Genomic DNA, 25,691 nt, shown 5'->3' on the forward strand with positions numbered 1-25,691 from the left:
CACGCGCATGGTCGAGCCGTCGCGAAGCTCGTCGGCGACCCGGTTCAGATCCGGCGAGGCGCCCAGCAGATACACGTCCTGCGGGGCGTCCTGGTGGGCGCCGAGGCTGGCCATCATGGTGTGGAACGCGGCGGTCGCATCGCCGCCGGGGGCTTCGGCCAGCGGCTGGGTGGCCAGCACGGTCGGCGGCGCGTCAGGATCGCCGTCGCCCGAACCCACCATCGACAGCGTGGCCGTCGCCTCATCCATCACCAGCGCCGCGCCCGGTCGCCCGGCCGCGCGCATCAGGGCGGCCACCGCCTGCGACTCCGAGAGCACCGCCACGTTGTGGACGCCGGAATCCTCCAGGGCCCGCCGCAACCGGTCGGCGGCGGGGTGGTCGGTCCAGCACACCCGGGTGCCGACCAGCCGGTGGTTCTCGTCGGCCAGCAGCCGGTTCGTGCCGACCACGGTCTCGGTCAGCGTCCCGATCGGATTGCCGGCGAGGTCGACGACGGATTGGTCGATCACCTCCCCCTGCGCGCCCGGCCCGACGAGCGCCAAGCGGGCGACGGGGCCGGTGACCGCGACCCCCAAAACGACGTCCATCCCGCTTCTCCTTCACCCTGGCTACCCCGCAACCAGCATGTCCCGGCATCACTACACTTGCGATACCGTTGGCAGTGTCAGTCACTCAGGCGACAGGCTTTGCCTACTAGCGCAGCGTAACCAGCTTTTCGAACGACAGGACGGTCGCCGCGGAATCGTCTCCGCCCCAGCGGTCGCTCCCAGCCACTGCCACGGCATCCGAACGGAGAATATGTTCGCAAGCGAGCAGTGCACTTGGCTCGGCGGGGTGATTCCCGGCCGAACACCCGAAACTGCGCCACGAATGTCGGTCCTTGAATCCCTGGGGGCATGGTGAGCCAGAGCAGCGACGACACGCCTACCGGCCCCATCCGCGGTCAGGACGAGCAGGCGCCGGCGACCCGCATCATCCGCCCACACGCCACGGGTGGCGGCGTGCCGGCTCCCGCGGCGAGCGGGCGCTACCGGCACGTCGCCGGCGACCTGGCCGCGGTGGTGCTGCTGGTGCTCGCGCTGTTCCTGCCGTGGAACCTCTACTTCGGCCTGGGAATCCCGAACAGCAGCGCGACCTGGGCCGCGGTGTTGATCGCGGTGACGGTGCTGGCCGTCGCCGCCGTCGCCCTGGCGGGTTCCTGGCGCTCGAGCGGCGCGCGGTTCAACCCCGCGCGGGCCGCCCGGCTTCGCCTGGCGCTCAACGTCCCCTACCTGCTGCTGGTGCTCGGCTTCGTGGTGTTCGACGCGTACGAGACCGTCCGCCTGGGCGGCACGGTCAACGTGCCGGGCGGCGTCGGTCCGGGCGCGTGGGCCGGGGTCGCCGGCGCGCTGTTGAGCGCCCAGGCGGTGCCGGCCGGCGCACTGGCCGGACCGGTTCCGGCGGGCGACGAGTCCACCGGCTGGCACAGATCGGCGCGGGTCATCGGCGCGCTGTCGATGATCGCGGCGGTGCTCAGCTTCGGTTTCAACCTGTACTGGCGGGTGCGGTACGCCCTGCAAAGCACCGGCGGCGCGCAGGAATTCGGCAAGCAGAACATCGCGGTGATCGTGACCGCGGTGGTGTATGGCGTGGTGGCATTGGTCGCGGTCCTGGTCGCCTCCAGGTGGCTGCTGCGCAGCGCCCGGGCGAGCCGGCTGACCATCACCGCCCTCGGCGCCTCGACGCTGGCCGCCGGGATCCTGGTGTGGTTCTTGCCCGCCGGTCGTGACCTCGACGCGTTCCACGGCATCGCGCAGAACACGTCCACCGCCGGAGTCGGGTTCGAGGGCTACCTGGCGTGGGCGGCCGGGGCGGCGCTGTTCGCGCCGCGGGCGCTGTTCGGGCACCGCAACGCTTCGACGACGGAGGAATCCGCGTGGCGCGAGACCGCCCGAAATGGCTTGCTGCTGATCGCCATCTGGTGCGTGGGGTCGGTGGCGATGCGGATCACCGACCTGGTCGTCGGCGTGATTCTGAATTACCCGTTCTCCCGGTACGACAGCATCGTGCTGGCCGCGTTCGATCTCATCACGGCGGTGCTGGCGTTCTGGCTGCGCCGCAGGCTGGCCACAATGTCGGCGCGGATGGTCACGTCGCTGTGCGGGCTGGTCGCCGCGCTCAGCGTCGCCCGCGTGATCGTGGGCGTCGAGCTGGCGCCGCGGTTCGCGGACTCGCCCAATTCGCCTGCGCTGCACCCGGTTTACGGCAACAACCTGGCCCAGCAGATCACCAGCACGTTCGACGTGACGTTGTGCGGCCTGGCGCTGGGCATCCTGGTGGCGGCCATCGTCACCGGGCAGTTGCGCGGTCGGCGGCTGGCCCGCCGCGCCGCCCGCCGGCGCGCCGCCGCGGCGAACGCGGCGGCACCGACCACCCGGGTCCCCGTCCCCCACGTGGCGGGACCGTCGGCCGCGGCGACCACCCGCATCCCCAGCGGCGCCGGCGCCGACCACGAACCGCCGACCACCGAGATCCCGCCGCTGGCGGGCGGGCCCCGGATCTTCCGCGGCGACGACACCGGAACGCGGCAGATCGCCGCGCAGAAGCCGCAGATCTACCGTCCGCCGCAGGGCTAGCGCTCACCGCAGGGGCGCGAACGCGAATTCACGCAGCCCGTCCCCGGGCGTGACGGCCGCACGGAACCCCAGCACCTCGGCGGCCCGGGACGGGTCGGCGACGATGTGGCGCACGTCGCCGCTGCGGTACTGTCCGGTGACCACCGGGGACAGCGAGCCGCCGCGTGCGTCGCACAGCGCGCCGGCCACCTCCAAAATCGAAATGGGTTGTCCCGAGCACACATTGACCGCGGTGAACCCCTCGCGTCGCTGCATGGCCGCGACGTTGGCGGCGGCCACGTCGTCGACGTGGACGAAATCGCGCATCTGGCCGCCGTCTTCGAAAACCCTTGGCGGATCGCCCTTTTCCAGCGCCGAGCGGAAGATGGCCGCCACCCCGGAGTAGGGGGTGTCGCGCGGCATGCCCGGACCGTAGACGTTGTGGTAGCGCAGCGCCACCACCGAGGCGCCCGTGGCCTCCGCCCAGGCCAGGGCGTAATGCTCTTGGGCGGTCTTGCTGGCGGCGTAGAGACTTCGCGGCCGCAGGCAGGCGTCCTCGCCGACCAGGCGCCAGTCCAGTTCCTCCCCGCCGAGCGGGCAGCGGTGCTCGAAGGCCCCGGCGTCGAGGTCGGCGCGCCGCCGCGGCAGCGGATCCACGGGCCCGTGCCGCTCGCAGTGATAGCTCCCCTGCCCGTAGACCACCATCGACGAGGCCAGCACCAGGCGGCGCACCCCGGCGGCGAACATCTGGGCCAGCAGGACCGTGGTGGCCAGGTCGTTGTGGCCGCCGTAGGCGGGGGCGTCGGCGGCGTCCACGCCCGCACCCACCATCGCCGCCTGATGGCACACCACGTCCACGCCCGCCAGCAGGGGTGCCAGCGCGTCGGCGTCGCGCACGTCGACGCGGTGACATCCCCGCGGCAGCACCGCATTCGGGCCGTGCGCGGCGGGCAGCAACGCGTCCAGGGCGACCACCTCGTGTCCGGCCGCCCGCAGCGCGGCGTCCACCCGCGACCCGATGAACCCGGCCGCCCCGGTCAGCAGCACCCTCACGGCAGCTCGATGGGCAAGGTGACGCCCGCGTGCGGCAGGCAGTGCGTGCAGCTGCGCTCGGCGGCGACCCGGGCGATCGCCTGGCGCACCAGCGTCTTGAACACTTCGACGTTCTTCTCGAATTGCGCGAACACGTCGACCGTCTTCACGCCCTCGCCCGCGTTCACCCCGGCATCCAGGTCGGTCACCAAAGCGATTGCCGCGTAGCACATTTCGAGTTCACGGGCGAGCACCGCCTCGGGATAGCCGGTCATGTTCACCAGCGAGAAACCGGCCGAGGCGAACCACCGGCTTTCGGCGCGGGTGGAAAAGCGCGGTCCCTGGATCACCACCATGGTGCCGCCGTCGACGACGTCGGGCAGGCCGGTGACCGCGTCGCGCAGCGCCGGGCAGTACGGGTCGGCGAAGTCGACGTGGATGCCGCCGGAGTCGAAATAGGTGTCGGCGCGGCCGCGGGTGCGGTCGACGAGCTGGTCGGGCACCACGACGGCGCCCGGGCCGAGTTCGGGGTTGAGGCTGCCCACCGCGCACGGCGCGAGCACCCGCCGCACGCCGAGCTTGCGCAGCGCCCACATGTTGGCCCGATACGGCACGGTGTGCGCGGAGAATTCGTGCTTGGCGCCGTGGCGGGGCAGGAAGGCCACCTCGTGGTCGCCGATGGCGCCGACGGTGACCGGGGCGCTGGGCGGCCCGTAGGGAGTGTCGACGGTGACGTCGTGGGTGTCGGATCCGAAGAAGGTGTAGAAGCCGCTGCCGCCGATGACTCCGAGCATCCGACCATTGTGGTGCATGACGCCTCCGGCGATCGCCGGTGCGGGCGCGCGGGCCGCGGCCCGCGTCCTGGCAGGATGTTCGTGTGGCCAATTTCGGGCAGTGGATTTCGGGTGCGCGGCCGCGGACGTTGCCCAACGCGGTCGCGCCGGTGGTCGCGGGCACCGGGGCGGCGGCGTGGCTGGGGTCCGCGGTGTGGTGGAAGGCGTTGCTGGCGCTGGCCGTCGCGCTCGCGCTCACCATCGGCGTCAACTACGCCAACGACTACTCCGACGGCATCCGTGGCACCGACGACGACCGGGCCGGGCCGGTGCGCCTGGTCGGCTCGCGGCTGGCGGCGCCGCGCGCGGTGCTGGCCGCCGCGGTCACCAGCCTGACCGTCGGCGCGCTGGCCGGCCTCGCGCTGGCGCTGTGCAGCGCGCCGTGGCTGATCGCGGTGGGCGCGGCCTGCATCGCCGGGGCGTGGCTGTACACCGGCGGGTCGAAACCCTACGGCTACGCCGGTTTTGGCGAGATCGCGGTGTTCCTGTTCTTCGGGCTCGTCGCCGTGCTGGGCACCCAGTACACCCAGGCGCTGCGGGTGGACTGGGTGGGGCTGGTGCTGGCGGTGTCGATCGGGGCGTTGTCCTCCTCGGTGCTGGTGGCCAACAACCTGCGGGACATTCCGACCGACGCGCGCTCGGGCAAGATCACGCTGGCGGTGCGGCTGGGCGATGCCCGCACGCGGATGCTGTATCAGGCGCTGCTGGGGACCGCCGGGGTGTTGACCCTGGTGCTCATGGTGGCGACGCCGTGGTGCGCCGTTGGATTGGTGGCCACACCGCTGGCCCTGCGGGCGGCGGCGCCGGTGCGCGCCGGTCGCGGCGGGCCGGAGCTGATCCCGGTGTTGCGCGACACCGGGCTGGCGATGGTGGTGTGGGCGATCGCGGTCGCAACGGCGTTGGCCGTGGCTACCTAACGACGAGGCAAGGGCTACCCACAGTGCGGGCAAAGACCCCCGAGCGCGGCGCTTCTGGGGTACCTTTGCGTCTGCTCGGCGATAGCGGAGGACCGCAATGAACCAGATTGCCGCGACCAGCGGGCCCACGAACATCGGCTTGCTCAGCGTGGGGTCATACCGCCCCGAGCGGGTGGTCACCAACGACGAGCTCTGCGAGAACATCGACTCGTCCGACGAGTGGATCTTCACGCGGACCGGGATCAAGACCCGCCGGTTCGCCAGGCGCGACGAATCCGTCACCTCCATGGCCACCGAGGCCGGGCTGGAGGCGATCACCAAGGCGTCCCTCGAGCCATCCGACATCGATTGCGTCCTCGTCGCCACCAGCACCCATTTCACCCAGACCCCGCCGTGCGCGCCGGCGGTCGCGACGGCGTTGGGTGCCACCGGCGTGCCCGCCTTCGACATCTCGGCGGGCTGCGCGGGCTTCGGCTACGCGCTGGGCGTGGCGGCCGACATGATTCGCGGCGGGACGGCCGCCAAGGTGTTGGTGCTCGGTTCGGAGAAGCTGTCCTGCACCGTGGACATGACGGACCGGAGCAACTGCTTCATCTTCGCCGACGGCGCGGCCGGGGTGGTGGTGGGCGAGACACCCGACCAGGGCATCGGACCCACCGTGTGGGGCAGCGACGGCGCGCACGCCTCCGCCATCCGACAGGACATCGAGTGGATCGACTTCCTGGACAACCGCACCGGCGAGCGCCCGTACCTGCGCCTCGAAGGCAGCGCGGTGTTCCGGTGGGCGGCGTTCGAGATGGGCAAGGTCGGCCGGCAGGCGATGGACGCGGCGGGTGTGCGGCCCGACGAGATCGACGTGTTCCTGCCGCACCAGGCCAACAGCCGGATCAACGAGGTGCTGGCCAAGAGCCTCGATCTGCGCCCGGAAGCGGTCGTGGCCAACGACATCGAGCACACCGGGAACACCTCCGCCGCGTCCATCCCGCTGGCGATGGCCGAATTGCTGGCGACCGGCGCGGCCAAGGCCGGCGACCTGGCCCTGCTGCTCGGTTACGGCGCGGGCCTGAGCTACGCGGCCCAGGTCGTCCGGCTGCCGAGCGGCTAACCGCGCCCTGATTCTTGGTCGCCGCCCCCGTCGGGTGGCGCGTCGCCGTGCAGCCGGGCCTGGAGCAGTTCGCGCTCCCGGCGGCGTCGTTCCCCGGCGATCGCGAGCGCGGCGGTGGCCCGGCGGCGCAGCGGGGCGAACACCCAGATGCCCAGCGGCATCGCGATGATCAGCGCGAACAGCACGGCCACCACGATCGGGAACTGGCTGATGCCCGCCAGGCGGGCCACCCCGTAGATCACGCCGGTGAGCGCGGCCGCCAGCAGCACCCGCGCCGCCATGTACGCCAACACGGGCACGGCGACGCGGTTTTCGGCGCGTGGCGCCGCGCCCTCGTTCGGTGCGTTCCCGGTGCTGTCGTCGCTAGCTTCGTGTGACACAGGCTGAGCCTACGGCGCGGGTATATTCGCCCACAGGAGGTGTTGCGTGCTCTACCTGCTGCTCGTCGTGATTTTGGGGACGCTGATCTACGTTGGCTGGCGTGCTGCGCGATCGCAGGCCCATCGGCCGAAGACGCGCGTCATCGGGCCCGACGACGATCCGGATTTCTTGCGGCGGTTGGGTCACGGCGACAACAACCCGCGCTAACCCAGCACTCCCGGGTTGTGCTGGTCGCCGGGGAATCCGTCGGCGACGACGGCGGCCAGCTCGGTGAGCGCTTCGCGCGTCCCGCGCCGTAGCCGGTCCAATTCGATCTCGGCGCCCTCTTCGAGGTGCGGGTCGAACGGCACCAGCTGAACCGCCCGGCAGCGCCGGGAGAAGTGGTCGATCACCTTGTTCATGTCGACCTTGCCCGGGCGAGACTTCACCCCGTTGATGACCGCGATGGAGTTGCGGACCAGGTTCTCGTGGCCGTGGGCGTCCAGCCAGTCCAGCGTCGCCGAGGCGCTGCGGGCGCCGTCGATGGACGCCGAGCTGACCACGATGAGCGCGTCCGCCTTCTGCAGCACCGAGCTCATCACCGAGTGCAGCAACCCGGGCCCGCAGTCGGTGAGCACCAGGCCGTAGAACCGTTCCAGGATGTCGAGGATCCGCTCGTAGTCCTGCGCGCTGAACGCCTCGGATACGGCGGGGTCCGTCTCGGACGCCAGCACCTCCAGGCCGCTCGGCCCCTTGGAGGTGTAGCGGCGCACATCGCTGTACCGCTCGATGGTTCCGGCGTCGTGCAGCAGCTGGCGCACCGTCGCGGCCGTCTCCAGCGGGATCTTCTGGCTCAGCGTGCCGCGGTCGGGGTTGGCGTCCACGGCCACCACCCGGTCACCGCGGATCGAGGCGAAGGTGGCGCCCAGCGTCGCGGCGATCGTGGTCTTGCCGACGCCGCCCTTGAGCGACAGGAACGCCACCCGGTAGGAACCCCGCAGGGGCCGGTTCACCTGGGCGACCAGGTTGTTGTACCGGGTGGCCCGCGGGCTCTCGCCCAGGTTGATCAGCCCGCCGGACAGCTTGAACAGCAGCAGCCGCCATCCGTCGGAGGGCGGTGGGGCGACCGGCCGCAGCAACATGCCGGTGGACAGTTCCGGATACGGGGTGTGCGGCAGGCGCTCGGGACGCTGCGGCACCCCCTTGATCTGGGTCGGCGGCGCGTCCGGGCCGGTGTAGTAGGCGCCGTACGCCGTCGGGTCGACGCGCGGGATGCCGGTCACCGGCGTGGCGTCCCAGGGCGGCATCCCGCCCGGCCTGGGCGCCGGGGGCGGCGCGGCGGGCTGACGTTCGGGACCGGGGACGCGGCGTTCGGTGCGGAATCCGGCGAAGGCACGGGTGGGGGCGTCACCGCCGGAGTCGGCCTGCGGTGGGGCGGCCTCCGGCTGGTCCGTCGCCGACGGCGTCTGCGGGGGAATCTGGGTGGTCGGTTGTTCGGGCGCCCCCACGCCCGTCGTTGGATGCTCGGTCACTGCACTCCCCCTTGTCGTGCGTTTTTCCCGTTTCGTTCCTATTCGGGCCGGTTGTGCACCGTCACCCGACGCCCGCATACGAATGCAGGCCGACAGTGACCAGGTTAACGAAGAACAGATTGAAGACCATGGCCACGAACCCCGCCACATTGATCCAGGCGGCCTTGCGGTCCCGCCATCCCGCGGTCGACCTGGCGTGCAGGTAGGCGGCGTAAATCACCCAGGCGACAAAAGACACCGTCTCCTTGGGATCCCAGCCCCAATATCGGCCCCACGCTTCCTCGGCCCAGATGGCCCCGAAAATGACGCCGAAACCGAACACCGGAAAGGCGAAAATCGTCGTCCGGTAGGCGATGCGGTCCAGCGTCTGCGCGTCGGGGAACCGTTGCACCAGCCGGCTCAGCGCGCTGTGCGTCCCGCGGTCGGGGTCCGCCAGCGGCGACGTGCGCAGCAGGAACAGGATGCTGGCGATGCCGGCGACCAGGAAGACCCCCGACCCCAGGCTGACCACCGACACGTGGATGGGCAGCCAGTAGGACTGCAGGGCGGGCATCACCGGCGCGGCATTGGTGTAGAGCCAGCGACCGGACACCGTCAGCAGGATCAGCACCGGCAGCAGCAGGAAAACCCACAGCGGCCGGTATTGCGGGCGGCGCAGCACGACCGCCCCCGCGATCAACCCGCACAGGCACGTCAGGTTGATGAATTCGTACATGTTGCCCCACGGCACCCGCAGGGTGGCCAGGCCGCGCAGCACCAGGCAGCCCAGCAGCAGTCCGATGCCCAGGTACACCACGGCCAGCCCGGACCGACCGACGCGCTCGTCGATCGGGCGCTGGGTTGCCTCTTCCACCACGCCGGGGGTGGCGGAATCGGCGCTGACGGCGCCGGCCAGCACCCGGGCGCGCTGATCGGCGCGGCGCCCGCCGGCGTAGGCCAGCTCGAAGGCCAGCAACAGCAGCGCGATCACCAGCGCGACCACCGCGGACGTGAACGCCCAGTCGGAGTAGCGGGCCAGCTCGATGTTGACGTGCACCGTATTCATTTGACGTCCACCTCAGAACTCCTTTTGGACGCAGCGGGTGTCGCGTCGCCGTCCGACGCGGTGGGCGCGGCGCCGGCGCCTTGTAGCCCGGTCCGGGGGTACCTCCCGCTTGCGGGGGACAGCCGATCGGACAGTCGCTCGAACTCGTCGCCCCAGCCGGAGTTGTCGGTGCGCGCCAGGCCACCCAGTTCGACGTTCACCGTACCGGGCGACCCGCCGGCGTCGGGCGTCAGACGGACCCACACCCTGCGGCGGCGCACCAGCAGCGACACCACCAGACCGCCCATCATCGTGATCGCGAAGACGAGCACCCAGGTCTGGCCCGGGTCGTGCGAGACCTGCAGGTTGACGAACGGCACGGCGCCGTCGAAGCGGACCACCGTGCCCGCGGCCGGCCCCGCCTCGATCCGCACCGACTGTCCCGCACGCAGATTGACCCGCTTCTCCTTGGTCAGCCGGTGCTGCTCGATCAGGCGGGGGTCCAGGGTGAACAGCGACTGGGGCCGCCCGGTGTCCAGACCGGTGTCGCCCCGGTAGATGTCGACGGCCACCGCCGGGGCGTCCAGGGCCGGGAAGCGCGACGACAACAGCGTGCCGTCGAGCTGCTCGGTCGGCGCCAGCAGGCCCTGGATGGCGATTTCGTGGTTGCGGCGTTCGGCGGCGCCTGCGTAGCTGCCGGCGGGCGGGTCGATGCGCATCACGCCCGACGAGAGCAGGGTCTGCGGGTTGTCGGGCCGCCACTGCACGGTCGACGTGCGGATCTGCCCGTCCGGGAAGGTGACGCTGAAGGTGGGCGCGTAGCCGTGCCCCTGCAGGTACACCCGGTCGCCGCCGAGCCGCAGCGGGTGGTTGACCTCGAGCCGGTAACGCCGCCACTGGTTGGCGGTCAGGTCGTCGCCGGACTGGTAGGCGATGTGCGCGGCGAACGAGGTGGCCTGCCCCGAGGGCAGGTAGTGGGCCGTGAAGTCGTCGACCCGGATGCACAGCGGGTGCAGCGACGTGCCGTCGACGGTGTTGCCGGCCCGGAACGAGTCGAACGCGGCCGGTGAGGCCGAGCAGAAGCCGGGTCCGCCGTCGGCGATGACGATGACGTTGCCCTCGTAGCCGAACAGCTTGCCGACGGCCACCGCGACCAGCAGCCCCAGCAGCGAGAAGTGGAAGACGATGTTGCCGAATTCGCGCAGGTAGCCCTTCTCGGCGGACACCTCCACGACGTCCGGGCCGCCCCCCTCGTCGCCGTCGCGGTGCCGGATGGCGGTGCGCCAGCCGCGCAGCCGTGCGACCAGCGTGTTGGCCAGGCTGTTCAGTTCCTCGGCGCCGGCCTGGATCTGCTGACTGTGGTGCTTGGGCAGCCGGGCCAGGTTGCGCGGGGCGGCCACCGGGGTGGCCCGCAGGCTGCGGACGTGCTCGATCATCCGCGGGGTGAGGCAGCCGACCAGGGACACGAACAGCAGCACGTAGATGGCGGTGAACCAGAAGCTGGAGAAGACGTTGAACGCCTGCACCCGATCCAGCCACGGGCCGATCACCGGGTGCGCCTTCAGGTAGTCATCGACCTTGCCGGCGTTGAGGCTGCGCTGCGGCAGCAGCGCGCCCGGGATGGCGCCGAGGGCGAGCAGGAACAACAGCACCAGCGCGGTGCCCATCGAGGTCAGCGCGCGCCAGGTGTTGCGGGCCACGGCGAGAAGGCGCCTCAAATCGGCAACCTCACGTCGGACACGAACGCGTCCCGCAGCCACGAGACGAAGTCGTTCCACACCCCGGTGACCAGCAGCGCGCCGACCGTGATCAGCAGGACGCCGCCGAAGATCTGGATGGCCCTGGTGTGCCGGCGCAGCCAGCCCAGTCCGCCGACCGCGCCCGCCGAGCCGAACGCCAGCAGCACGAACGGGATGCCCAGCCCCAGGCAGTACGCGATCACCAACACGATGCCGCGCGCCACGCTGGCGCCGTCGGTGGCCGAGGCGACGGTGATCACGCCGGCCAGCGTCGGACCCAGGCACGGCGTCCAGCCCAACGCGAACACCGCGCCCAGCACCGGCGCGCCGACGACCGTAGTCAGCTGCCGCGGACTGAACCGGGCCTGGCGTTGCAGGGCCGGGATGAGGCCCACGAACACCAGGCCCATGACGATGGTCAGCACGCCCCCGGCCCGCTGCAGCAGCAGTTGGTTGGTGATCAGTGTGGTCGTCATGCCGAGGACGGCGACGGTGCCCAGCACGAACACCGTGGTGAACCCGGCGACGAACAACGCCGCGGACCCCGCGACCCGCCACCGGGCGCCCGGTGGGGCCTTGGTTGCACCGGCCGGCGGCTGTTCGTCCACCCCGACGACCGCGGCCAGGTAGGACAGGTAGCCGGGCACCAGCGGCACCACGCACGGCGAGGCGAAGGACACCAGCCCCGCCAGCAGGCACACACCGAGGGCCACCAGAAGCGGTCCGGCGGCGGCGATCTGGGTGAATCCGGTCATTGTTCTTGGGCCATCCGCTGCACCACCGGCCGCAGGTCGGTCGCCAGCAGTTCGCGCAGGAAGACCGCCGCGACGCGGTGCTGACGGTCCAGGACCAGCGTGGACGGGATCACCGTCGTCGGGTATTTGCCGCCGAACGCGATCAGGGTGCGCATCGCCGGGTCGTAGATGGACGGGAACGTCACCTGGCGGTCGTTGACGAAATCCAGCGCCGCCTGCCGGTTGTTGTCCCGGACGTCGATGCCGAGGAAGGACACCCCGGCGCCGCGGGTGGCGTCATACACCTGCTGCAGCTGGGTGACCTCGGCGCGGCACGGGCCGCACCACTGGCCCCAGATGTTGATGACCACGACCCGGCCCGCGAAGATCGGGTCGTCCAGCGAGAGCGTGTGCGCGGGGTCGGCCAGGTCGGGGCCGGACAGCGGCCCGGGGCGGCCCCGGCGCGACGGCGGGTCGTAGTAGATGTCGGTCTTGCCGCCGGGCGAGACGAATTCGAAGGTGCCGCCCTGGGCGACGGCGTCGTGCCCGGCGGAGCAGCCGCCGAGCAGGGCCGGCAGCAGCGCCGCCAGCACCACCCCGGCCATCGCCTGTGGTCGCAGGGCCAAGGCGCCACTCCTCCTCATCGCTTCGCTCTGCATCGTCGTCGGCGCGCGATCAAGGCGCCGCCGGTTCGCAGTACTCGACGTCGAGAAGCCGGTCGCCGTCGTAGACCAGGGTGGTCACCGACGCGAGCCCGCACTGCCGCCGCCGCGGGTCGTGCCACAGCCGGCGGCCGGTCACGTGCAGCCGCAGCGTCCACACCGGGAGTTGGTGGCTGACGCACACCACCTCGTGGCCGGCGGCACGGGCGCGGGCCTTGTCCACCGCCGTCTGCATCCGGGCCGCGATCTCGGCGTACGGCTCGCCCCAGGACGGCCGGAAGGGGTTGCGCAGTTGCCACCACACCCGCGGGTCGCGCCAGGCGCCGTCGCCCGGGCTGACGCGGCGGCCCTGGAAGAAGTTGGCCGATTCGATGAGGTCCGGGTCGGTGTCCACGGCCAGCCCGTGCGCGGCGGCGATGGGCGCGGCGGTCTCCTGGGCCCGCTGCAGCGGCGAAGCGATCACGGCGACGATGTCGCGGTGAGCCAGCGCGTCGGCCACCGCGGCCGCCTGCGCCCGGCCGTTCTCCGAGAGGTGGAACCCGGGCAGCCGGCCATAGAGGATGCCGGTCGGGTTGTACACCTCGCCGTGCCGCACGACGTGCACCCGGGTGCGCTCGGCCATCAGGACTTGCCCTCCTGTGCTTGCGCGGCGGCCCTGGCCGCGGCGGGCAGCGCGTCGGCGATGCGGTCGAACGCGGCGTCGTCCAGCGCGGTCGAGACGAACCACGCCTCGAACGCGCTGCACGGTGGGTACACGCCCGCGTCCAGCAGGGCGTGGAAGAACGGCGGGTAGCGCCAGGTCTGGGTGGTCCGCGCGGACGCGAAGTCCGTCACCGGCGCCTCGGAGAAGAACACGCTCAGCATGTTGCCGGCACGCGGAATCTGATGCGGCACACCGGCATTCGTCAGCGCATCGGAGAACAGCCCGGCCAGGCGATCGGCGTTGGCGTCCAGGGCCGCATACGCGGCGGCGTCGGCGCTGCGCAGGGTCGCCAGCCCGGCGGCCATCGCGACCGGGTTCCCCGACAGCGTGCCGGCCTGATAGACCGGGCCCAGCGGCGCGAGCCGCTCCATCACCTCGGCGCGCCCACCGAACGCGGCGGCCGGCAGCCCGCCGCTCATCACCTTGCCGAAGGTGAACAGGTCGGCGTCGACGGGATCGATTCCATACCAACCACTTCGGCTGACCCGGAAGCCGGTCATCACCTCGTCGATGATCAGCAGCGCGTCGTGCTCGGCGGTGATCGCACGCAGCGCCGCGTTGTAACCGGGCGCGGGTGGGACCACGCCCATGTTGCCGGGGCTGGCCTCGGTGATCACCGCCGCGATCTGATCACCGAACCGGGTGAACGTCTGTCGTACGGCGTCGATGTCGTTGTAGGGCAACACGATTGTGTCGGCCGCCGTCGCACCGGTGACTCCGGGCGAGGACGGCAACCCCAGCGTCGCCACCCCGGAGCCGGCGTCGGCGAGCAACGCGTCGACGTGGCCGTGGTAGCAGCCGGAGAACTTGACGACCTTGGCCCGGCCGGTGAAGCCGCGGGCCAGTCGCACCGCGCTCATGGTGGCCTCGGTGCCGGAGTTCACCAGCCGGATTCGTTCGACCGGCGCCACCCGCCCGATCATCTCGGCGGCCAGCTCGCTCTCGGCCGGCGTGGGCGCCCCGAACGACAGACCCGACGCGGCCGCCTTGGCCACCGCCTCGACGACGGCCGGGTGCGCATGCCCCAGGATCATCGGCCCCCACGAGCAGACCAGGTCCACGTAGCGGTTGCCGTCGGCGTCGGTCAGCAGGCACCCACGGGCGTCGGTGATGAACGGCGGCGTCCCGCCCACCGCGGTGAACGCGCGGACCGGGGAGTTCACCCCACCGGGAATGACGGCGCAGGCATCCTCGAACAACCGGGCCGAGGCCGCCGTAGCCCGGCGGGCCCCGGCGGCGTGCACGGTCGCCTGATCACTGCTTCCCATGACGACCAGTGTCCCAGCCCGCGCGCGACATTCCACTACAGGGTGTAGCAGACCGTGCTGAACGAAGCCGAGGCGGTCCCGGTGGCCGGTTACTCGGCGTCCTGCCCGCCGGCTTCCCGCGCCGCGATGAACTGGCGGCGCGCGGCCGCGCCGACAAGTGGGTTGTCCTGGCCCTGCGCCGCGAGTTGGATAGCCGTATGCAATTCCCACAAGGGCTTGCCCGGTTCAACCGGCACGTCACGAACCCGATTCAGCGGATGTGGGCCGGGTGGCTCCCGCCGTTCGGGATCGTCGAGCACGTCGGGCGGCGCTCGGGCAAGCCGTACCGCACACCGGTCACGGTGTTCAACATCACTGTCGAGGGCAAACCCGGGGTGGCCATCCTGCTGACCTATGGCCCCGACCGGGATTGGCTGAAGAACCTGAAAGCCGCGGGCGGCGGCCGACTGCGCACCAAGGCCAAGGAATTCGGCATCGCCGATCCGCGCGTGGTCACCAAGGACGAGGCCGCGGCGCACGTAACACGCAGGATGCGACCGGTTTTCGCGAGGCTGCCGTTCGAGCAGGCGGTGTTGCTCACCCGGACTTCCTGACTACCGGGTGATGCGGATCACGTCGATCGTCGAACGATCGGTCGGCCTGGACGGCGGTCGGCGCGGCGGGCCCGCCAACGCGGTGGTCGACTTCTCCCACCACACCGTCTCACTGGTCGCGGTGATCACCGACGTGATCCGGCGCGGACGGCCGGTGGTGGGCGTGGCGTTCGATTCGATCGGGCGGTTTGCCCAGGGCGGGATCCTGCGCGACCGGATGATCCCGCGGGTGCTGGCGGCCCGCCCCGACGAGCTGCTGCACGGCTCCGGATGTGTGGATCCCGCCGCGGTTTTGGCGTGCGCCGTGGCCGACGAGAAGCCCGGCGGCCACGGGGACCGGGCCGCGGCCGCCGCCGCCCTGGAACTGGCCTGCTGGGATCTGAACGCGAAACTGCGCGACGAGCCGGTCTGCGTGACCATCGCCCGCCACGCCGGACGGACGCCGGCGCCGTCGGTGCCGGTGTACGCCGCCGGCGGCTACTACTACGCCCAGGGCGGTGTCGAACAGCTGCGCCGGGAAATGCGCGGGTATCTCGACGCGGGCTATGACGCGGTCAAGATGAAGATCGGCGGCGCCCCGCTGGGCGAGGATCTCGAGCGGATCGAGGCCGTCATCGATGTCGTGGGCGACGCGGGCCGGGTCGCGGTGGACGCGAACGGCCGCTTCGACCGGGACGAGGCCACCCGGTGGGCGGCCGCGCTGGCTCCCTACGGGCTGCGCTGGTACGAAGAGCCGGGCGATCCGCTGGATTACGCGCTGAACCGGGCGGTGACGGAGTGCTACGACGGCGCGGTGGCCACCGGTGAAAACCTGTTCTCGGTGCCGGAGGTGACCAATCTGGTGCGCTATGGCGGGATGCGGCCCAATCATGATGTCTTCCAGATGGATCCGGGCCTGAGCTACGGGTTGACCGAATACCTCCGGATGCTCGACGTCGCGGCGGCCCACGGGTTCGATCGCGCCTTCGCGTTCCCGCACGGCGGTCACCTGATCAACCTGCACGTCGCGGCGGGGTTGGGCCTCGGCGGCTGTGAGGCCTATCCCGGCGTGTTCGCGCCGTTCGGCGGTTACCCCGAGGCCTGCGCGCCGACGGCCGGCCGGATCTCTCCGACCGACGCAGCCGGGTTCGGGCTCGAACAGAAGACCGGCCTGGCCGACCTGATCGCCGAGCTGACCACCTGACGGGAGAGTGCGGATGAAGATTGCGGTAATCGGCTGCGGCGCAATGGGTTCCATCTACGCGGCCAGGCTGGCCGCGGCGGGCAACGACGTGCTGGCCATCGACCGCTACCAGCCGAGCATCGATCAGATCGCCCGGCACGGGCTGCGGGTCACCGGCCCCGGTTACGACCAGGTGGTGCCGCTGCGGGCGAGCACCACCGCCCCTGCCGAGGCGATGGATCTGATCGTGCTCGCCGTGAAGGCGGCCGACGTGACAACCGGTGCGCAGCAAGCGCTTCCGATGCTGGAGGCAGCCACGCCGGTGCTGACCATCCAGAACGGCCTGGGCTCGGCGGAGACCGTGGCCGGCGTCGTCGGCCACCAGCGGGTCGTTGTCGGCATCGCCAGCGGTTTCGGCGCGGCCACCGTGGCGCCCGGGCACGTGCGCCACAACGCCATGAAGGCCATGCGGTTCGGGGCGTACTCGTCGCTGCCGCTCGCGGCGGTCGAAACGATCGCGAGGGCGTGGACCGAAGCCGGATTCGACGCGGCCGCGGTCACCGACATCGCCGCCATGCAGTGGGAGAAGCTGATCTGCAACGCCGCCTACAGCGCGCCGTGCGCGCTCACCGGCATGACTGTCGGGCAGGTGATGGACGACCCCGAGATGGCGCCGGTCAGCCAGGCCGCCGCCACGGAGGCGTGGACCGTCGCGCGGGCGTCGGGCATCGCCATCGCCGTCGCCGACCCCGTCGCACACGTCCGCGCGTTCGGCGCGCAGATGCCCGACGCGAAACCGTCGGCGCTGCTGGACCACGAGGCGCGCCGGGTGAGCGAGATCGACGTCATCAACGGCGCGGTGCCCCATCAGGGCGCCCGGGTCGGGGTTGCGGCGCCGGTGAACGCGACGCTGACCGCGCTGATCAAGTCGATCGAACGGCAGTGGCGCAGCTGAGCTTTGCCGCGGCCCGGACCGCTAAGGGCCACACCGGCGCGGGGAGGACCCTAATCCCCCGAAGCGACCCGGATGCGGCCGCGGGAGCGGGCAAGGAAGTACAGGCCGATCACCACCGCCCAGGACAGCAGGCTGAGCCATAGCTGGCTGCGCGCGGTGTGGTCGAACGCCATTTGCACCAGCACGGCGGTGATTCCGGCCAGCGTGAGCATCGACAGCACCGGGTAGCACCACATTTTCACCGTCAGTTTTTCGGCGGGTGTGCGGCGGCGCAGGATGATCTGCGAGCAGGCGATCAGCCAGTAGACGAACAAGACGATGGCGCCCGACGAGTTGAGCAGGAACAAGAACACCGTGTTGGGCGCGACCCGCGCCATGATGACGCATCCGAATCCGACGGCCGACGAACACAGGATCGCGACGTGGGGAACGCCGCGCCCGCTCAATCTGACCAACCGCATCGGCGCCTCGCCCCGCTCGGCGAGCACGAACAGCATCCGCGACGCGGTGTAGAGACCGGAGTTCAGGCAGGACAGGACCGCGGTCAACACCACCGCGTTCATCACCTGATCCGCACCGGCGAGCCCCATGTGTTTGAGCGCCGCCACGTACGGCGAGGCACCGAGTTCCACGGAGTCCCACGGCAACAGCGCCACGAGCAGGAAGACCGAACCGACGAAGAAGATCCCGATGCGCGCCACCACCGATCGGGTCGCCCTCTGGACCGCGAGCTGCGGGTCGCGGCTTTCCGCGGCCGCGACGGTGACGATCTCGGCGCCCACCATCGAGAAGATCACCACCACGATGGCGGCGAACACCGCGCCGACGCCATGCGGAAAGAACCCGCCGTGCGACTCCAGATTGGCCAGACCGCCGCGATGTCCCGGCACCAGTCCCAGCACGTACACCGTTCCCACGACCAGAAAGATCACGATGGTCGCGACTTTGATTCCGGCGAACCAGAATTCGAATTCGCCGAAGGACGACACGGAGAACAGGTTGGTGGCCGTCATCAACACCATCAGGCACAACGACAGCAGCCATAGCGGTGCGTGGAACCAGTAGTTGAGCACCTTGCCGCCGGCAACCGCCTCGAAGCCCACCACGATCACCCAGAAGTACCAATACAGCCACGCGACCGAGAATCCCGCCCAGCCGCCCAGGGCCTTGGCCGCATAGTCGGCGAAGGATCCGGTCGAGGGGTTCGCGGCAGCCATCTCGCCCAGCATCCGCATCACCAGCACGATGAGCAGACCGCACAGCGCGTAGGTGAGGAACGCGGCCGGCCCGGTGTCCTTGATCACCACTCCGGATCCGACGAACAAGCCGGCGCCGATCACGCCGCCGAGGGCGATCATGCCGAGTTGCCGCTGCGACAGTCCTTGGCGCAGTTGCGTATTGCTAGCCATGCCCGGACGCTAGCGGGCTTTGGTGCCCGCAGCAACAACGACCTACAGGTAGAGGTCGCGATCGCGGATCAGCGCCGTGGCGATCACGCTGATCACCGCCGTGGCAACCAGATACCCGCAGGCCAGCCACGGCGCACCGCCGACGGCCGCGATCAGCGAGGTGAGAATCATCGGCGTCACCCCGGACGCGTACACCCCGGAGAACTGGTAGACGAACGACAAACCGGTGTAGCGGGTGCCGGTGGGATACAGCGACGAGTACAGGGTGCCCTGGGCGCCGTAGAACACCGCGTGCACGACACCGAACACCAGGACCATCGCCAGCCCGAACCAGACCAAGTTCCTGGTGCCGAACAAGGCGAACGCCGGAAAGGCCGCCACGCCGTAGAGGGCGACACCGACCAGATACACCCGGCGTGCGCCATACCGGTCGGTCAATGCTCCCGACACGGGCAGCAGCACCGCCATCAGCAGGGCTGCGATCGTCACCACGACCAGAACCGAGACCTTGTCGAAGCCCAGGGCGCCGCTGGCGTAGCTGATTGCGAAGACGCCCCAGGTGTTGAACGCCGAACCCTCCGCCCAGCGAGACAACAACCCCAGCAAGGTGTTTCGCCGGGATCGGGGTTCACGGACGATCTCCCGGATGGGGACGGTGGACGCCGCCTCGAGCTCGCCCAACTCACGGAACGCCGGGGTCTCTTCGACCCGCAGCCGCACCACCACACCGATCGCCACCAGCAGCACGCTCAGCAGGAAGCCGATGCGCCAGCCGTAGGACAGAAAACGCGTCTGGCCCAGGACAACCTGCAGGAAGGCGAACACGCCGGTGCCCAAGGCCAGCCCCAGAGCCAACCCGACTTGCGGAATGGCCCCGTAGCGGCCGCGCCGGTCGCCGGGGCTGTGTTCGACGGCCAGCAGCACCGCGCCGCCCCACTCGCCGCCGAGCGCGAAACCCTGCAGCACCCGCAGGGCGAGCAGCAGCACCGGCGCCCACACCCCGATCTGGGCGGCGGTCGGCAACGCCCCGATCAGCGCCGTCGCGCCGCCCATGATGAGCATGGTCAGCGCCAGGCTGCGCTTGCGGCCGATCCGGTCGCCGATGTGGCCGAACACCAGTCCCCCGATGGGCCGCATGACGAACCCGACGGCGAAGGTTGCGAACGCCAAAAGCGTTCCCACCAAGGAACTCTCGTTGGGGAAGAACACCTTGTTGAATACCAGGCCGGCCGCGGTGGCGTACAGGAAGAAGTCGTACCACTCGACCGTGGTGCCCAGCAGGCTCGCCGCGACCACGATGCGCAACCGGCGGCGCCGCTGCTCGGTGGATTCATGCAAAGGCGGGTCCGCGTCGGGCGCCCGGCCGGCGGGCGCGGACGCGGGCAGGATGGCTGCCATGACCCGTTAGTGCGCCGAGGCGATCGCGAACGGCGTTCCCGCGACCGGGTGCGACTGGCGATTGGGGTGGCGCCACAACCCCATTCGCTCCAGAATCGGCAGCACGCCCTCGCCGAACCAGTAGGCCTCTTCCAGATGCGGATATCCCGACAAGATGAAGTGGGAGATGCCCAATTTGGCGTATTCGGACAGCCTTTCGGCGACCTCGGCGTGCGATCCGACCAGGGCGGTGCCCGCTCCCCCACGGACCAGGCCGACCCCGGCCCACAGGTTGGGCGCGACCAGCAATCTGCTGCTGTCACCGCCGTGCAGCTCCCGCATGCGGCGCTGGCCTTCGGATTCGCTGCGCGCCAGGCTGTGTTGCACCCGCTCGATGTCGGCCGGGTCGATCGCGGACAGCAACCTATCGGCCTCGGCCCACGCCTCGGCGGATGTATCTCGGCTGATCACATGAATCCGCAAGCCGTACTGCAGGATTCGGCCTGCGTCGACGGCCAGCCCGCGAATCCAGTCCAGCTTCTTGGCGACCGCGGTCAGCGGTTCGCCCCAGGTGAGGTACACGTCGGCGTGTTTGGCCGCGACCGGTCCGGCGGATGCCGAGGATCCACCGAAGAACACCGCCGGTATCGGGTCGGGCGGGTTGTTCAGTTGCGCACCCTCGACCTGAATGTGTTCGCCGGTGAAGGTCACCGGCTCGTTGGCGGTCCACAGTTGGCGCACCACGTGCAAGAACTCGGCGGTGCGGGCATACCGGGCCTGTTTGTCCAGGAAGTCGCCGTAGGCGCGCTGCTCGTGCGGTTCACCGCCGGTGACGACATTAAGCAGCAGCCGCCCGTCCGAGTGCCGCTGGAAGGTCCCGGCCATCTGGGCGGCCAGGGTGGGACTCAGCATCCCGGGACGGAACGCGACCAGGAATTTCAGGGTCTCGGTCGATTCGACCAGCATCGCGGTGGTCAACCACGCGTCCTCACACCACAATCCCGTCGGCGTGAGGACCGCTTCGAAACCATTGTCTTCGGCGGCCGTACAGATCTGGTGCAGGTATTTCAGTGTCGCGGGCCGGTTGCCCGACATCGGCGTGCCGTGCCCACCCGCCACGAGATTGCGCGAATCGCCGTAGGTCGGCAGAAACCAATGAAACGCGAGACTCACTTCACAATCCTCTTTCGCTCCGCTTTCGCCCTGTGCAGCAATCGCCCATCCTGCTGAAATCGCCGCCGGGAGGCGAGGGTTGAAACCTGCGAGATTGCATCCCCGTCCGGACACCGCGATCGGCACGGCGGCCCGCGGCACCGGACGCTGGGACGCCGACCTGGAGGCACCGGATCGACGCCGCGCGCGCACCGCATCTGGGCTGTCCCAGAAGGCAATACGATCGCAATGATTCGGCCGGCGGCAATCGGCGACATCGGCGCTACGATGACAACGACCCCGAGCGAGGCCGCAACCCGGCGCCACGATCGCCCCGGCCGGCGCGGACCCGACACGCGAAAAAGATCACCGCTTCGTGACCGGAAGGTCACGCCGGATCACACAATGCTTCCAATACGGCGTGGCTCGGCGGGTAATCCCCGGTCAGCGCGGCATCATTGCGATCATGCCTGACCTCACGCGCCGAGCGGTGCTCCGGATGGGCGCCGGTGGCACCCTCGGAGCCGCCGGCGTGCTCGCGTTCAGCTCCCTGCTGGCCCCCGGCCCGTCGCGCGCCGCGACGTTGCCGCAGGCTCCCGCGCCGTTCGAGCCGCCCACGGCGGGCAAGACCCTGCCGACCAAGCTGACCGGTTCGTTCGTCTCCGCCGCCCGGGGTGGCATCAAGACCAACTACGTGATCGCGGTGCCGCCGGGTCAGACCGGGATGCTGCGTCCCGTCATCGCCCTGCACGGCGTGGACGGCGACGCCAACCAGATGCTCGACATGGGCGTCCCGGACGCGCTGGCCCAGCTGGTCAAGGAGGGCAGGCCGCCGTTCGCGGTGGTCGGCGTCGACGGCGGCAACACCTATTGGCACAAACGGACTTCCGGTGAGGACTCCGGCGCCATGGTGCTCGACGAGTTGCTGCCGATGCTCTCCACGATGGGTTTCGACACCTCCCGGGTCGGCTTCATGGGGTGGTCGATGGGTGGCTACGGGGCGCTTCGCCTGGGCGCCAAGCTGGGGCCCGCGCGCACCGCCGGCATCTGCGCGATCAGCCCGGCGCTGTACACCTCGTATGCGACCAGCGCCCCCGGGGCGTTCGACAGCAACGACGACTTCGTGCAGAACAGTGTGCTGGGGCTGCCGGCGCTGAATGCGATTCCGCTGCGGGTGGACTGCGGCAACTTCGACCGCTTCTATTTCGCCACAAAGCAATTCGTCTACCAGTTGAAGACCCCACCGGCGGGCAGCTTCTCGCTGGGCGGCCATGACATCGCCTTCTGGCGAAGTCAACTGCCCGGCGAGCTGGCCTGGATGGCGACCTAGCCCACGCAGATGACACTTCGGGAGCGATCGGTCGCCAGCAGCCCACAACAGGTGGAGCGGCGGACCTCCCGAAGGGGATTCCGGCCCGACATCGAGGGATTGCGCGCCGTCGCGGTGATCGCCGTGGTGCTCTACCACGCCGGCGTCCCGGGCGTCACCGGCGGCTACATCGGCGTGGACGTCTTCTTCGTCATCTCCGGCTTCCTCATCACCGGGTTGCTGTTTCGCGAGGCGAGCGCCACGAATACCGTTGCGCTGGGCCGGTTTTACGGTGCGCGTGCCCGACGGCTGTTGCCGGCCGCGGCGATCGTCGGCACCATCACGGCGATCGCCGCGGCCGCGGTGCTGCCGCCGCTGCAGGCGCGCAGCGTGTTTCTCGACGGCATCGCCAGCGCCCTGTACGTCGGCAACTACCGGTTCGCCCTGCGCGGCACCGACTACCTGACCGCCGACGCGCCGTCGCCGTTCCAGCACTACTGGTCGTTGGGCGTGGAGGAGCAGTTCTACCTGCTGTGGCCGCTGCTCATCATCGCCACGGCCTGGGCGCTGCGTCGCATTCCACGCGTTCGCGCGGCCGCGACGCGCGCCACACCGTACGCGGTGGTCCTCGCGGTGGTGGCGGCGGCGTCGTTGACGGCGGGCGCGGTGTGGACCCGCACCTCGCCGTCGTGGGCGTTCTTCTCGCTGCCCACCCGCGCCTGGGAGCTGGCGGCCGGCGGCCTGGTGGCCCTGTCGATCCAGCAGTGGCGGCGCCTGTCGCTGCGAACGGCGGCGATCGTCGGGTGGGGCGGGCTGGCGTTGATCCTGCTGACCTGCACCCAGCTCAACTCCCACACCCCCTATCCCGGCACCGAGGCGCTGTTGCCGGTGCTGGGCACCGCGCTGATCCTCGGCGGCGGCGCCGTCACGGGCGGGCTCGGGCCCGGCCGCCTGCTGTGCCGCCCGGCGATGCGCGCGATCGGCCGGATCTCCTACTCCTGGTATCTGTGGCACTGGCCGGTGCTGCTGCTGATGCCGGCGCTGCTCGGCGAGCCCGCGGGGCTACCGGCCCGGCTGAGCGCGACAGCCGTCTCGGCCGGGCTCGCCGTCATCACGCTGCACTTGGTGGAAAATCCCGGCCGCTTCGCCGCCGCGCTGCGCCGGTCGGCGAAAGTCAGCCTGGTGGTGGCGGGCGGCGCGAGTGCCGCCACCGCGTGCGCATGCATGTTGCTGCTCAACGTGATACCGGCGCCGGTGGGCCACGGGGTGGCCGCTCCCCGCGCCAACATCATCGCCACTCCTCCGGCCAGCGTGCCCGCCGTCAGCCCGCAGGAAGCGGCGGTCCGTCAGGCCTTCGACCAGGCTCGGGTGGCGTTGGCGGCGGCCGTCGGCCTGCGGGCGGTCCCGTCGAACCTGGACCCGCCGCTGGCCAAGGCGCCCGCCGACAAGGCCGCGGTGTTCGTCAACGGCTGCGTGCGGTCCTGGCGCGATGTCGGGCAAAGCGAATGCGCGACCGGCGACACCGCCTCGCCGACCACCGTCGCCCTGATCGGCGACTCGCACGCCGCCATGTGGAATCCCGCGTTCGAGCAGCTCGCCGAGCAACGGCACTGGCGACTGGAGACGCTGGCCAAGGTGACCTGCCCCCTGCAGGACCTGCACATCGTCAGCCCGTATCTGGGGCGCGAGTACACCGAATGCGAACAGTGGCGCGCCCAGATCATGGGCCGGATGAACGCCGAACACCCACGCCTGATCGTGCTGGACATGAGCCGCCGCTACGGCGGAGACTTCGGCTTCACCTCCTACGACCCGGCGTGGATCGACACCCTCGGACGCACCGTGGCGCAGCTGCGCGGCACCGGCGCGACCGTCCTGGTGCTCGGGCCGGCACCCGACCCGCATTCGTCCGCGCCGGCCTGCCTGTCCGCCCACCTTGACGACGTAACTGCCTGTACGCCAACGAAAGTCGCCGCGGTGGATGGCGACGGGATCGCCGCAGAACAGGCGGTGACGGCCCGCAGCGGTGGCCACTACGCCGACCTGACCGACATGTTCTGCACCCCCGACCGGTGCCCGATCGTCGTCGGCAACACCCTGGTTTTCCGCGACGACAACCACGTGACAACCGAGTACGCGCAGTTGGTGGCACCGCTTTTAGGTGCACTCGCGGACCGCGCACTGACGAACGGGTGAAAAGCAATGAACTTCTCATGGCTGACCAACGTCAAATCAGTGAAGGGTTTTTGGAGGTCTTAGGGTCATGTCTCCGCTGTTGCTGGTCTGCATCGCAGTAGCCGCGCCCTTCGCCGGAATCGGCTTCCTGCATGTGCAGGACCGCTTGGAGCGCTGGGACTACGAGCGGCACGCGGACGACTGAGCCCCACGTCTGGGCCAAAGTCGCTGTGTCCTCGCGGGTTCAGCCTGCCCGGCAAGCCGCCCGCCACATCCGAGTCAGGTCGACAGCTGCGTGCGTATCAGCGGAGCGATCTTGTCCGCCATGTACTGATGCCCCGCGTCATTGGGATGCACGCCGTCCGCACCGATCAAATCGGGCCGGCCGACGAACCAGTGTTCGGCGATCGGATCGATGAACGTCGCCCCCGCCGCCCCGGCCGCAGCGCCGAGAATGTCGCGGATCAAGAACATCGAGGGCGGGACGTCGGCGGTCGGCCAGGGCGGACCGATCACCAGCAGCCGCGCCGCCGGCGCCAGCCGGCGCGCCAGATCCAAAGCGGCGTGCGTTTTTTCGGTCAGGTACCCGGGATCGACCCCTTGGTCGTTGCGGGAGCCGAAGAAGACCACCAGCGCGTCATCGGGCTGCACCGCCCTGGGGGTCAGATCCTCGAAGATGCTGCCGTGGTCCCCGGGCGTGCCGTAACCGGCCCGGCCTTCGGCCGCCACGCTGCCCGAGATCCGCGAACCGCGTGAGCCGAGCACCTGAAAAGCGCGCGACGTCCACGATCGAGAGCCCAGACCGCCCTCATCGGTTCCGGTGGTATACGAATCCCCCACCACCGCCACATGATTCAGCCGGAAGTCGAGCGTCAGTGTCTCGTAGGTGCGCACCTGCGCCGGGTATGCCAAGCCTACGCCCGCCAGAAAACTCACCCCAATGAGAAAGGTGGCCAGACGACTCACTCTCACCTCCACTGTCAACGGCATAGTCGGGTGCCGCCGCGTCCTCATCAAGTATTCCCCGTGAGTCGTGGCCGGCCGCTGAGGCGGCC

At 70.3% G+C, this 25,691-nt stretch carries 23 protein-coding genes and 1 pseudogene; 9 read left to right on the forward strand and 15 right to left on the reverse strand.

Annotated features, from left to right (window positions below; genetic code table 11):
- Positions 1-588, reverse strand: a pseudogene (locus tag DQP57_RS02945) (hypothetical protein); the annotation flags it as partial.
- A 309-nt stretch (positions 589-897) separates the two neighbouring features.
- On the opposite strand from DQP57_RS02945, the gene DQP57_RS02950 reads away from it, so the two are divergent.
- Positions 898-2,616 (forward strand): hypothetical protein, encoded by a 1,719-nt coding sequence (locus DQP57_RS02950; protein WP_112631565.1) that lies wholly within the window; start codon positions 898-900, stop codon positions 2,614-2,616.
- 3 nt (positions 2,617-2,619) lie between these two features.
- Here the strand turns inward: DQP57_RS02950 and DQP57_RS02955 are convergent, their stop codons facing one another.
- Both DQP57_RS02955 and DQP57_RS02960 read right to left on the reverse strand, forming a co-directional pair.
- A complete protein-coding gene (locus DQP57_RS02955) occupies positions 2,620-3,648 on the reverse strand; it encodes an NAD-dependent epimerase/dehydratase family protein (RefSeq protein ID WP_112631566.1) in 1,029 nt (342 codons plus the stop codon).
- Complete coding sequence (locus tag DQP57_RS02960; RefSeq protein ID WP_240631659.1) at positions 3,645-4,421, reverse strand: S-methyl-5'-thioadenosine phosphorylase; 777 nt, start codon at positions 4,419-4,421, stop codon at positions 3,645-3,647. Before DQP57_RS02960 ends, DQP57_RS02955 begins: the two co-directional genes overlap by 4 nt.
- A gap of 83 nt (positions 4,422-4,504) precedes the next feature.
- Between DQP57_RS02960 and DQP57_RS02965 the strand changes: the two genes are divergently transcribed.
- Positions 4,505-5,377: a 1,4-dihydroxy-2-naphthoate polyprenyltransferase gene (locus DQP57_RS02965; protein WP_112631726.1), complete on the forward strand. Its 873-nt coding sequence runs from the start codon at positions 4,505-4,507 to the stop codon at positions 5,375-5,377.
- Positions 5,378-5,474: 97 nt separating this feature from the next.
- The gene (locus DQP57_RS02970; RefSeq protein ID WP_112631569.1) at positions 5,475-6,482 is read left to right on the forward strand and encodes a beta-ketoacyl-ACP synthase III; all 1,008 of its coding nucleotides are present in this window, start codon (positions 5,475-5,477) and stop codon (positions 6,480-6,482) included.
- Here DQP57_RS02970 and DQP57_RS02975 read toward each other — a convergent pair.
- Complete coding sequence (locus DQP57_RS02975; RefSeq protein WP_430917771.1) at positions 6,479-6,862, reverse strand: DUF4229 domain-containing protein; 384 nt, start codon at positions 6,860-6,862, stop codon at positions 6,479-6,481. The genes DQP57_RS02970 and DQP57_RS02975 overlap by 4 nt on opposite strands.
- A 46-nt stretch (positions 6,863-6,908) precedes the next feature.
- Here DQP57_RS02975 and DQP57_RS02980 point away from each other — a divergent pair, with 46 nt between their 5' ends.
- Positions 6,909-7,070, forward strand: a complete 162-nt coding sequence (locus DQP57_RS02980) for a hypothetical protein (protein WP_085977768.1) — start codon at positions 6,909-6,911, stop codon at positions 7,068-7,070.
- On the opposite strand, the gene DQP57_RS02985 is transcribed toward DQP57_RS02980, so the two are convergent.
- From DQP57_RS02985 to hemL, 7 genes are all read right to left on the reverse strand, one after another.
- On the reverse strand, positions 7,067-8,374 hold the full coding sequence (locus DQP57_RS02985) for a MinD/ParA family ATP-binding protein (RefSeq protein ID WP_112631571.1): 1,308 nt from the start codon (positions 8,372-8,374) through the stop codon (positions 7,067-7,069). The two genes, DQP57_RS02980 and DQP57_RS02985, sit on opposite strands and share 4 nt — an antisense overlap.
- 61 nt (positions 8,375-8,435) lie before the next feature.
- Positions 8,436-9,419, reverse strand: a complete 984-nt coding sequence (gene ccsB / locus DQP57_RS02990; RefSeq protein ID WP_112631573.1) for a c-type cytochrome biogenesis protein CcsB — start codon at positions 9,417-9,419, stop codon at positions 8,436-8,438.
- The gene (locus DQP57_RS02995) at positions 9,416-11,065 is read right to left on the reverse strand and encodes a cytochrome c biogenesis protein ResB (RefSeq protein ID WP_165821744.1); all 1,650 of its coding nucleotides are present in this window, start codon (positions 11,063-11,065) and stop codon (positions 9,416-9,418) included. Before DQP57_RS02995 ends, ccsB begins: the two co-directional genes overlap by 4 nt.
- A 47-nt stretch (positions 11,066-11,112) precedes the next feature.
- Positions 11,113-11,892 (reverse strand): cytochrome c biogenesis CcdA family protein, encoded by a 780-nt coding sequence (locus DQP57_RS03000; protein ID WP_112631577.1) that lies wholly within the window; start codon positions 11,890-11,892, stop codon positions 11,113-11,115.
- Positions 11,889-12,476, reverse strand: coding sequence for a TlpA disulfide reductase family protein (locus tag DQP57_RS03005; protein ID WP_165821745.1), 588 nt, complete (start codon positions 12,474-12,476; stop codon positions 11,889-11,891). Before DQP57_RS03005 ends, DQP57_RS03000 begins: the two co-directional genes overlap by 4 nt.
- A gap of 70 nt (positions 12,477-12,546) precedes the next feature.
- A complete protein-coding gene (locus DQP57_RS03010) occupies positions 12,547-13,155 on the reverse strand; it encodes a histidine phosphatase family protein (protein WP_112631579.1) in 609 nt (202 codons plus the stop codon).
- A complete protein-coding gene (hemL, locus tag DQP57_RS03015; RefSeq protein WP_112631580.1) occupies positions 13,155-14,504 on the reverse strand; it encodes a glutamate-1-semialdehyde 2,1-aminomutase in 1,350 nt (449 codons plus the stop codon). The genes DQP57_RS03010 and hemL overlap by 1 nt, the downstream gene beginning before the upstream one ends.
- 197 nt (positions 14,505-14,701) lie before the next feature.
- Between hemL and DQP57_RS03020 the strand changes: the two genes are divergently transcribed.
- The 3 genes from DQP57_RS03020 to DQP57_RS03030 are packed head-to-tail and all read left to right on the forward strand — an operon-like array spanning position 14,702 to position 17,214.
- The gene (locus tag DQP57_RS03020) at positions 14,702-15,097 is read left to right on the forward strand and encodes a nitroreductase family deazaflavin-dependent oxidoreductase (RefSeq protein ID WP_112631581.1); all 396 of its coding nucleotides are present in this window, start codon (positions 14,702-14,704) and stop codon (positions 15,095-15,097) included.
- 10 nt (positions 15,098-15,107) lie between these two features.
- The gene (locus DQP57_RS03025) at positions 15,108-16,280 is read left to right on the forward strand and encodes an enolase C-terminal domain-like protein (protein WP_165821740.1); all 1,173 of its coding nucleotides are present in this window, start codon (positions 15,108-15,110) and stop codon (positions 16,278-16,280) included.
- 13 nt (positions 16,281-16,293) lie between these two features.
- Entirely contained in the window at positions 16,294-17,214 is a 921-nt protein-coding gene (locus tag DQP57_RS03030; RefSeq protein ID WP_112631583.1) for a ketopantoate reductase family protein, read from the forward strand.
- 50 nt (positions 17,215-17,264) lie between these two features.
- On the opposite strand, the gene DQP57_RS03035 is transcribed toward DQP57_RS03030, so the two are convergent.
- The 3 genes from DQP57_RS03035 to DQP57_RS03045 are packed head-to-tail and all read right to left on the reverse strand — an operon-like array spanning position 17,265 to position 21,173.
- Complete coding sequence (locus DQP57_RS03035; protein ID WP_112631584.1) at positions 17,265-18,623, reverse strand: amino acid permease; 1,359 nt, start codon at positions 18,621-18,623, stop codon at positions 17,265-17,267.
- A 42-nt stretch (positions 18,624-18,665) separates the two neighbouring features.
- Entirely contained in the window at positions 18,666-20,021 is a 1,356-nt protein-coding gene (locus DQP57_RS03040) for an MFS transporter (RefSeq protein WP_112631585.1), read from the reverse strand.
- Between the two features lie 6 nt (positions 20,022-20,027).
- Positions 20,028-21,173, reverse strand: coding sequence for an LLM class flavin-dependent oxidoreductase (locus DQP57_RS03045; protein WP_112631586.1), 1,146 nt, complete (start codon positions 21,171-21,173; stop codon positions 20,028-20,030).
- Positions 21,174-21,618: 445 nt separating this feature from the next.
- On the opposite strand from DQP57_RS03045, the gene DQP57_RS03050 reads away from it, so the two are divergent.
- Complete coding sequence (locus DQP57_RS03050; RefSeq protein ID WP_205869015.1) at positions 21,619-22,482, forward strand: alpha/beta hydrolase-fold protein; 864 nt, start codon at positions 21,619-21,621, stop codon at positions 22,480-22,482.
- A 51-nt stretch (positions 22,483-22,533) separates the two neighbouring features.
- Entirely contained in the window at positions 22,534-24,657 is a 2,124-nt protein-coding gene (locus tag DQP57_RS03055) for an acyltransferase family protein (protein ID WP_112631588.1), read from the forward strand.
- Between the two features lie 258 nt (positions 24,658-24,915).
- Here DQP57_RS03055 and DQP57_RS03060 read toward each other — a convergent pair whose 3' ends face one another.
- On the reverse strand, positions 24,916-25,602 hold the full coding sequence (locus DQP57_RS03060; RefSeq protein WP_112631589.1) for an Rv0518 family GDSL lipase: 687 nt from the start codon (positions 25,600-25,602) through the stop codon (positions 24,916-24,918).
- Between the last annotated feature and the right edge of the window lie 89 nt (positions 25,603-25,691).

It is taken from the genome of Mycobacterium colombiense (assembly GCF_003284935.1).
GTDB classification, from domain to species: Bacteria; Actinomycetota; Actinomycetes; order Mycobacteriales; family Mycobacteriaceae; genus Mycobacterium; species Mycobacterium arosiense_A.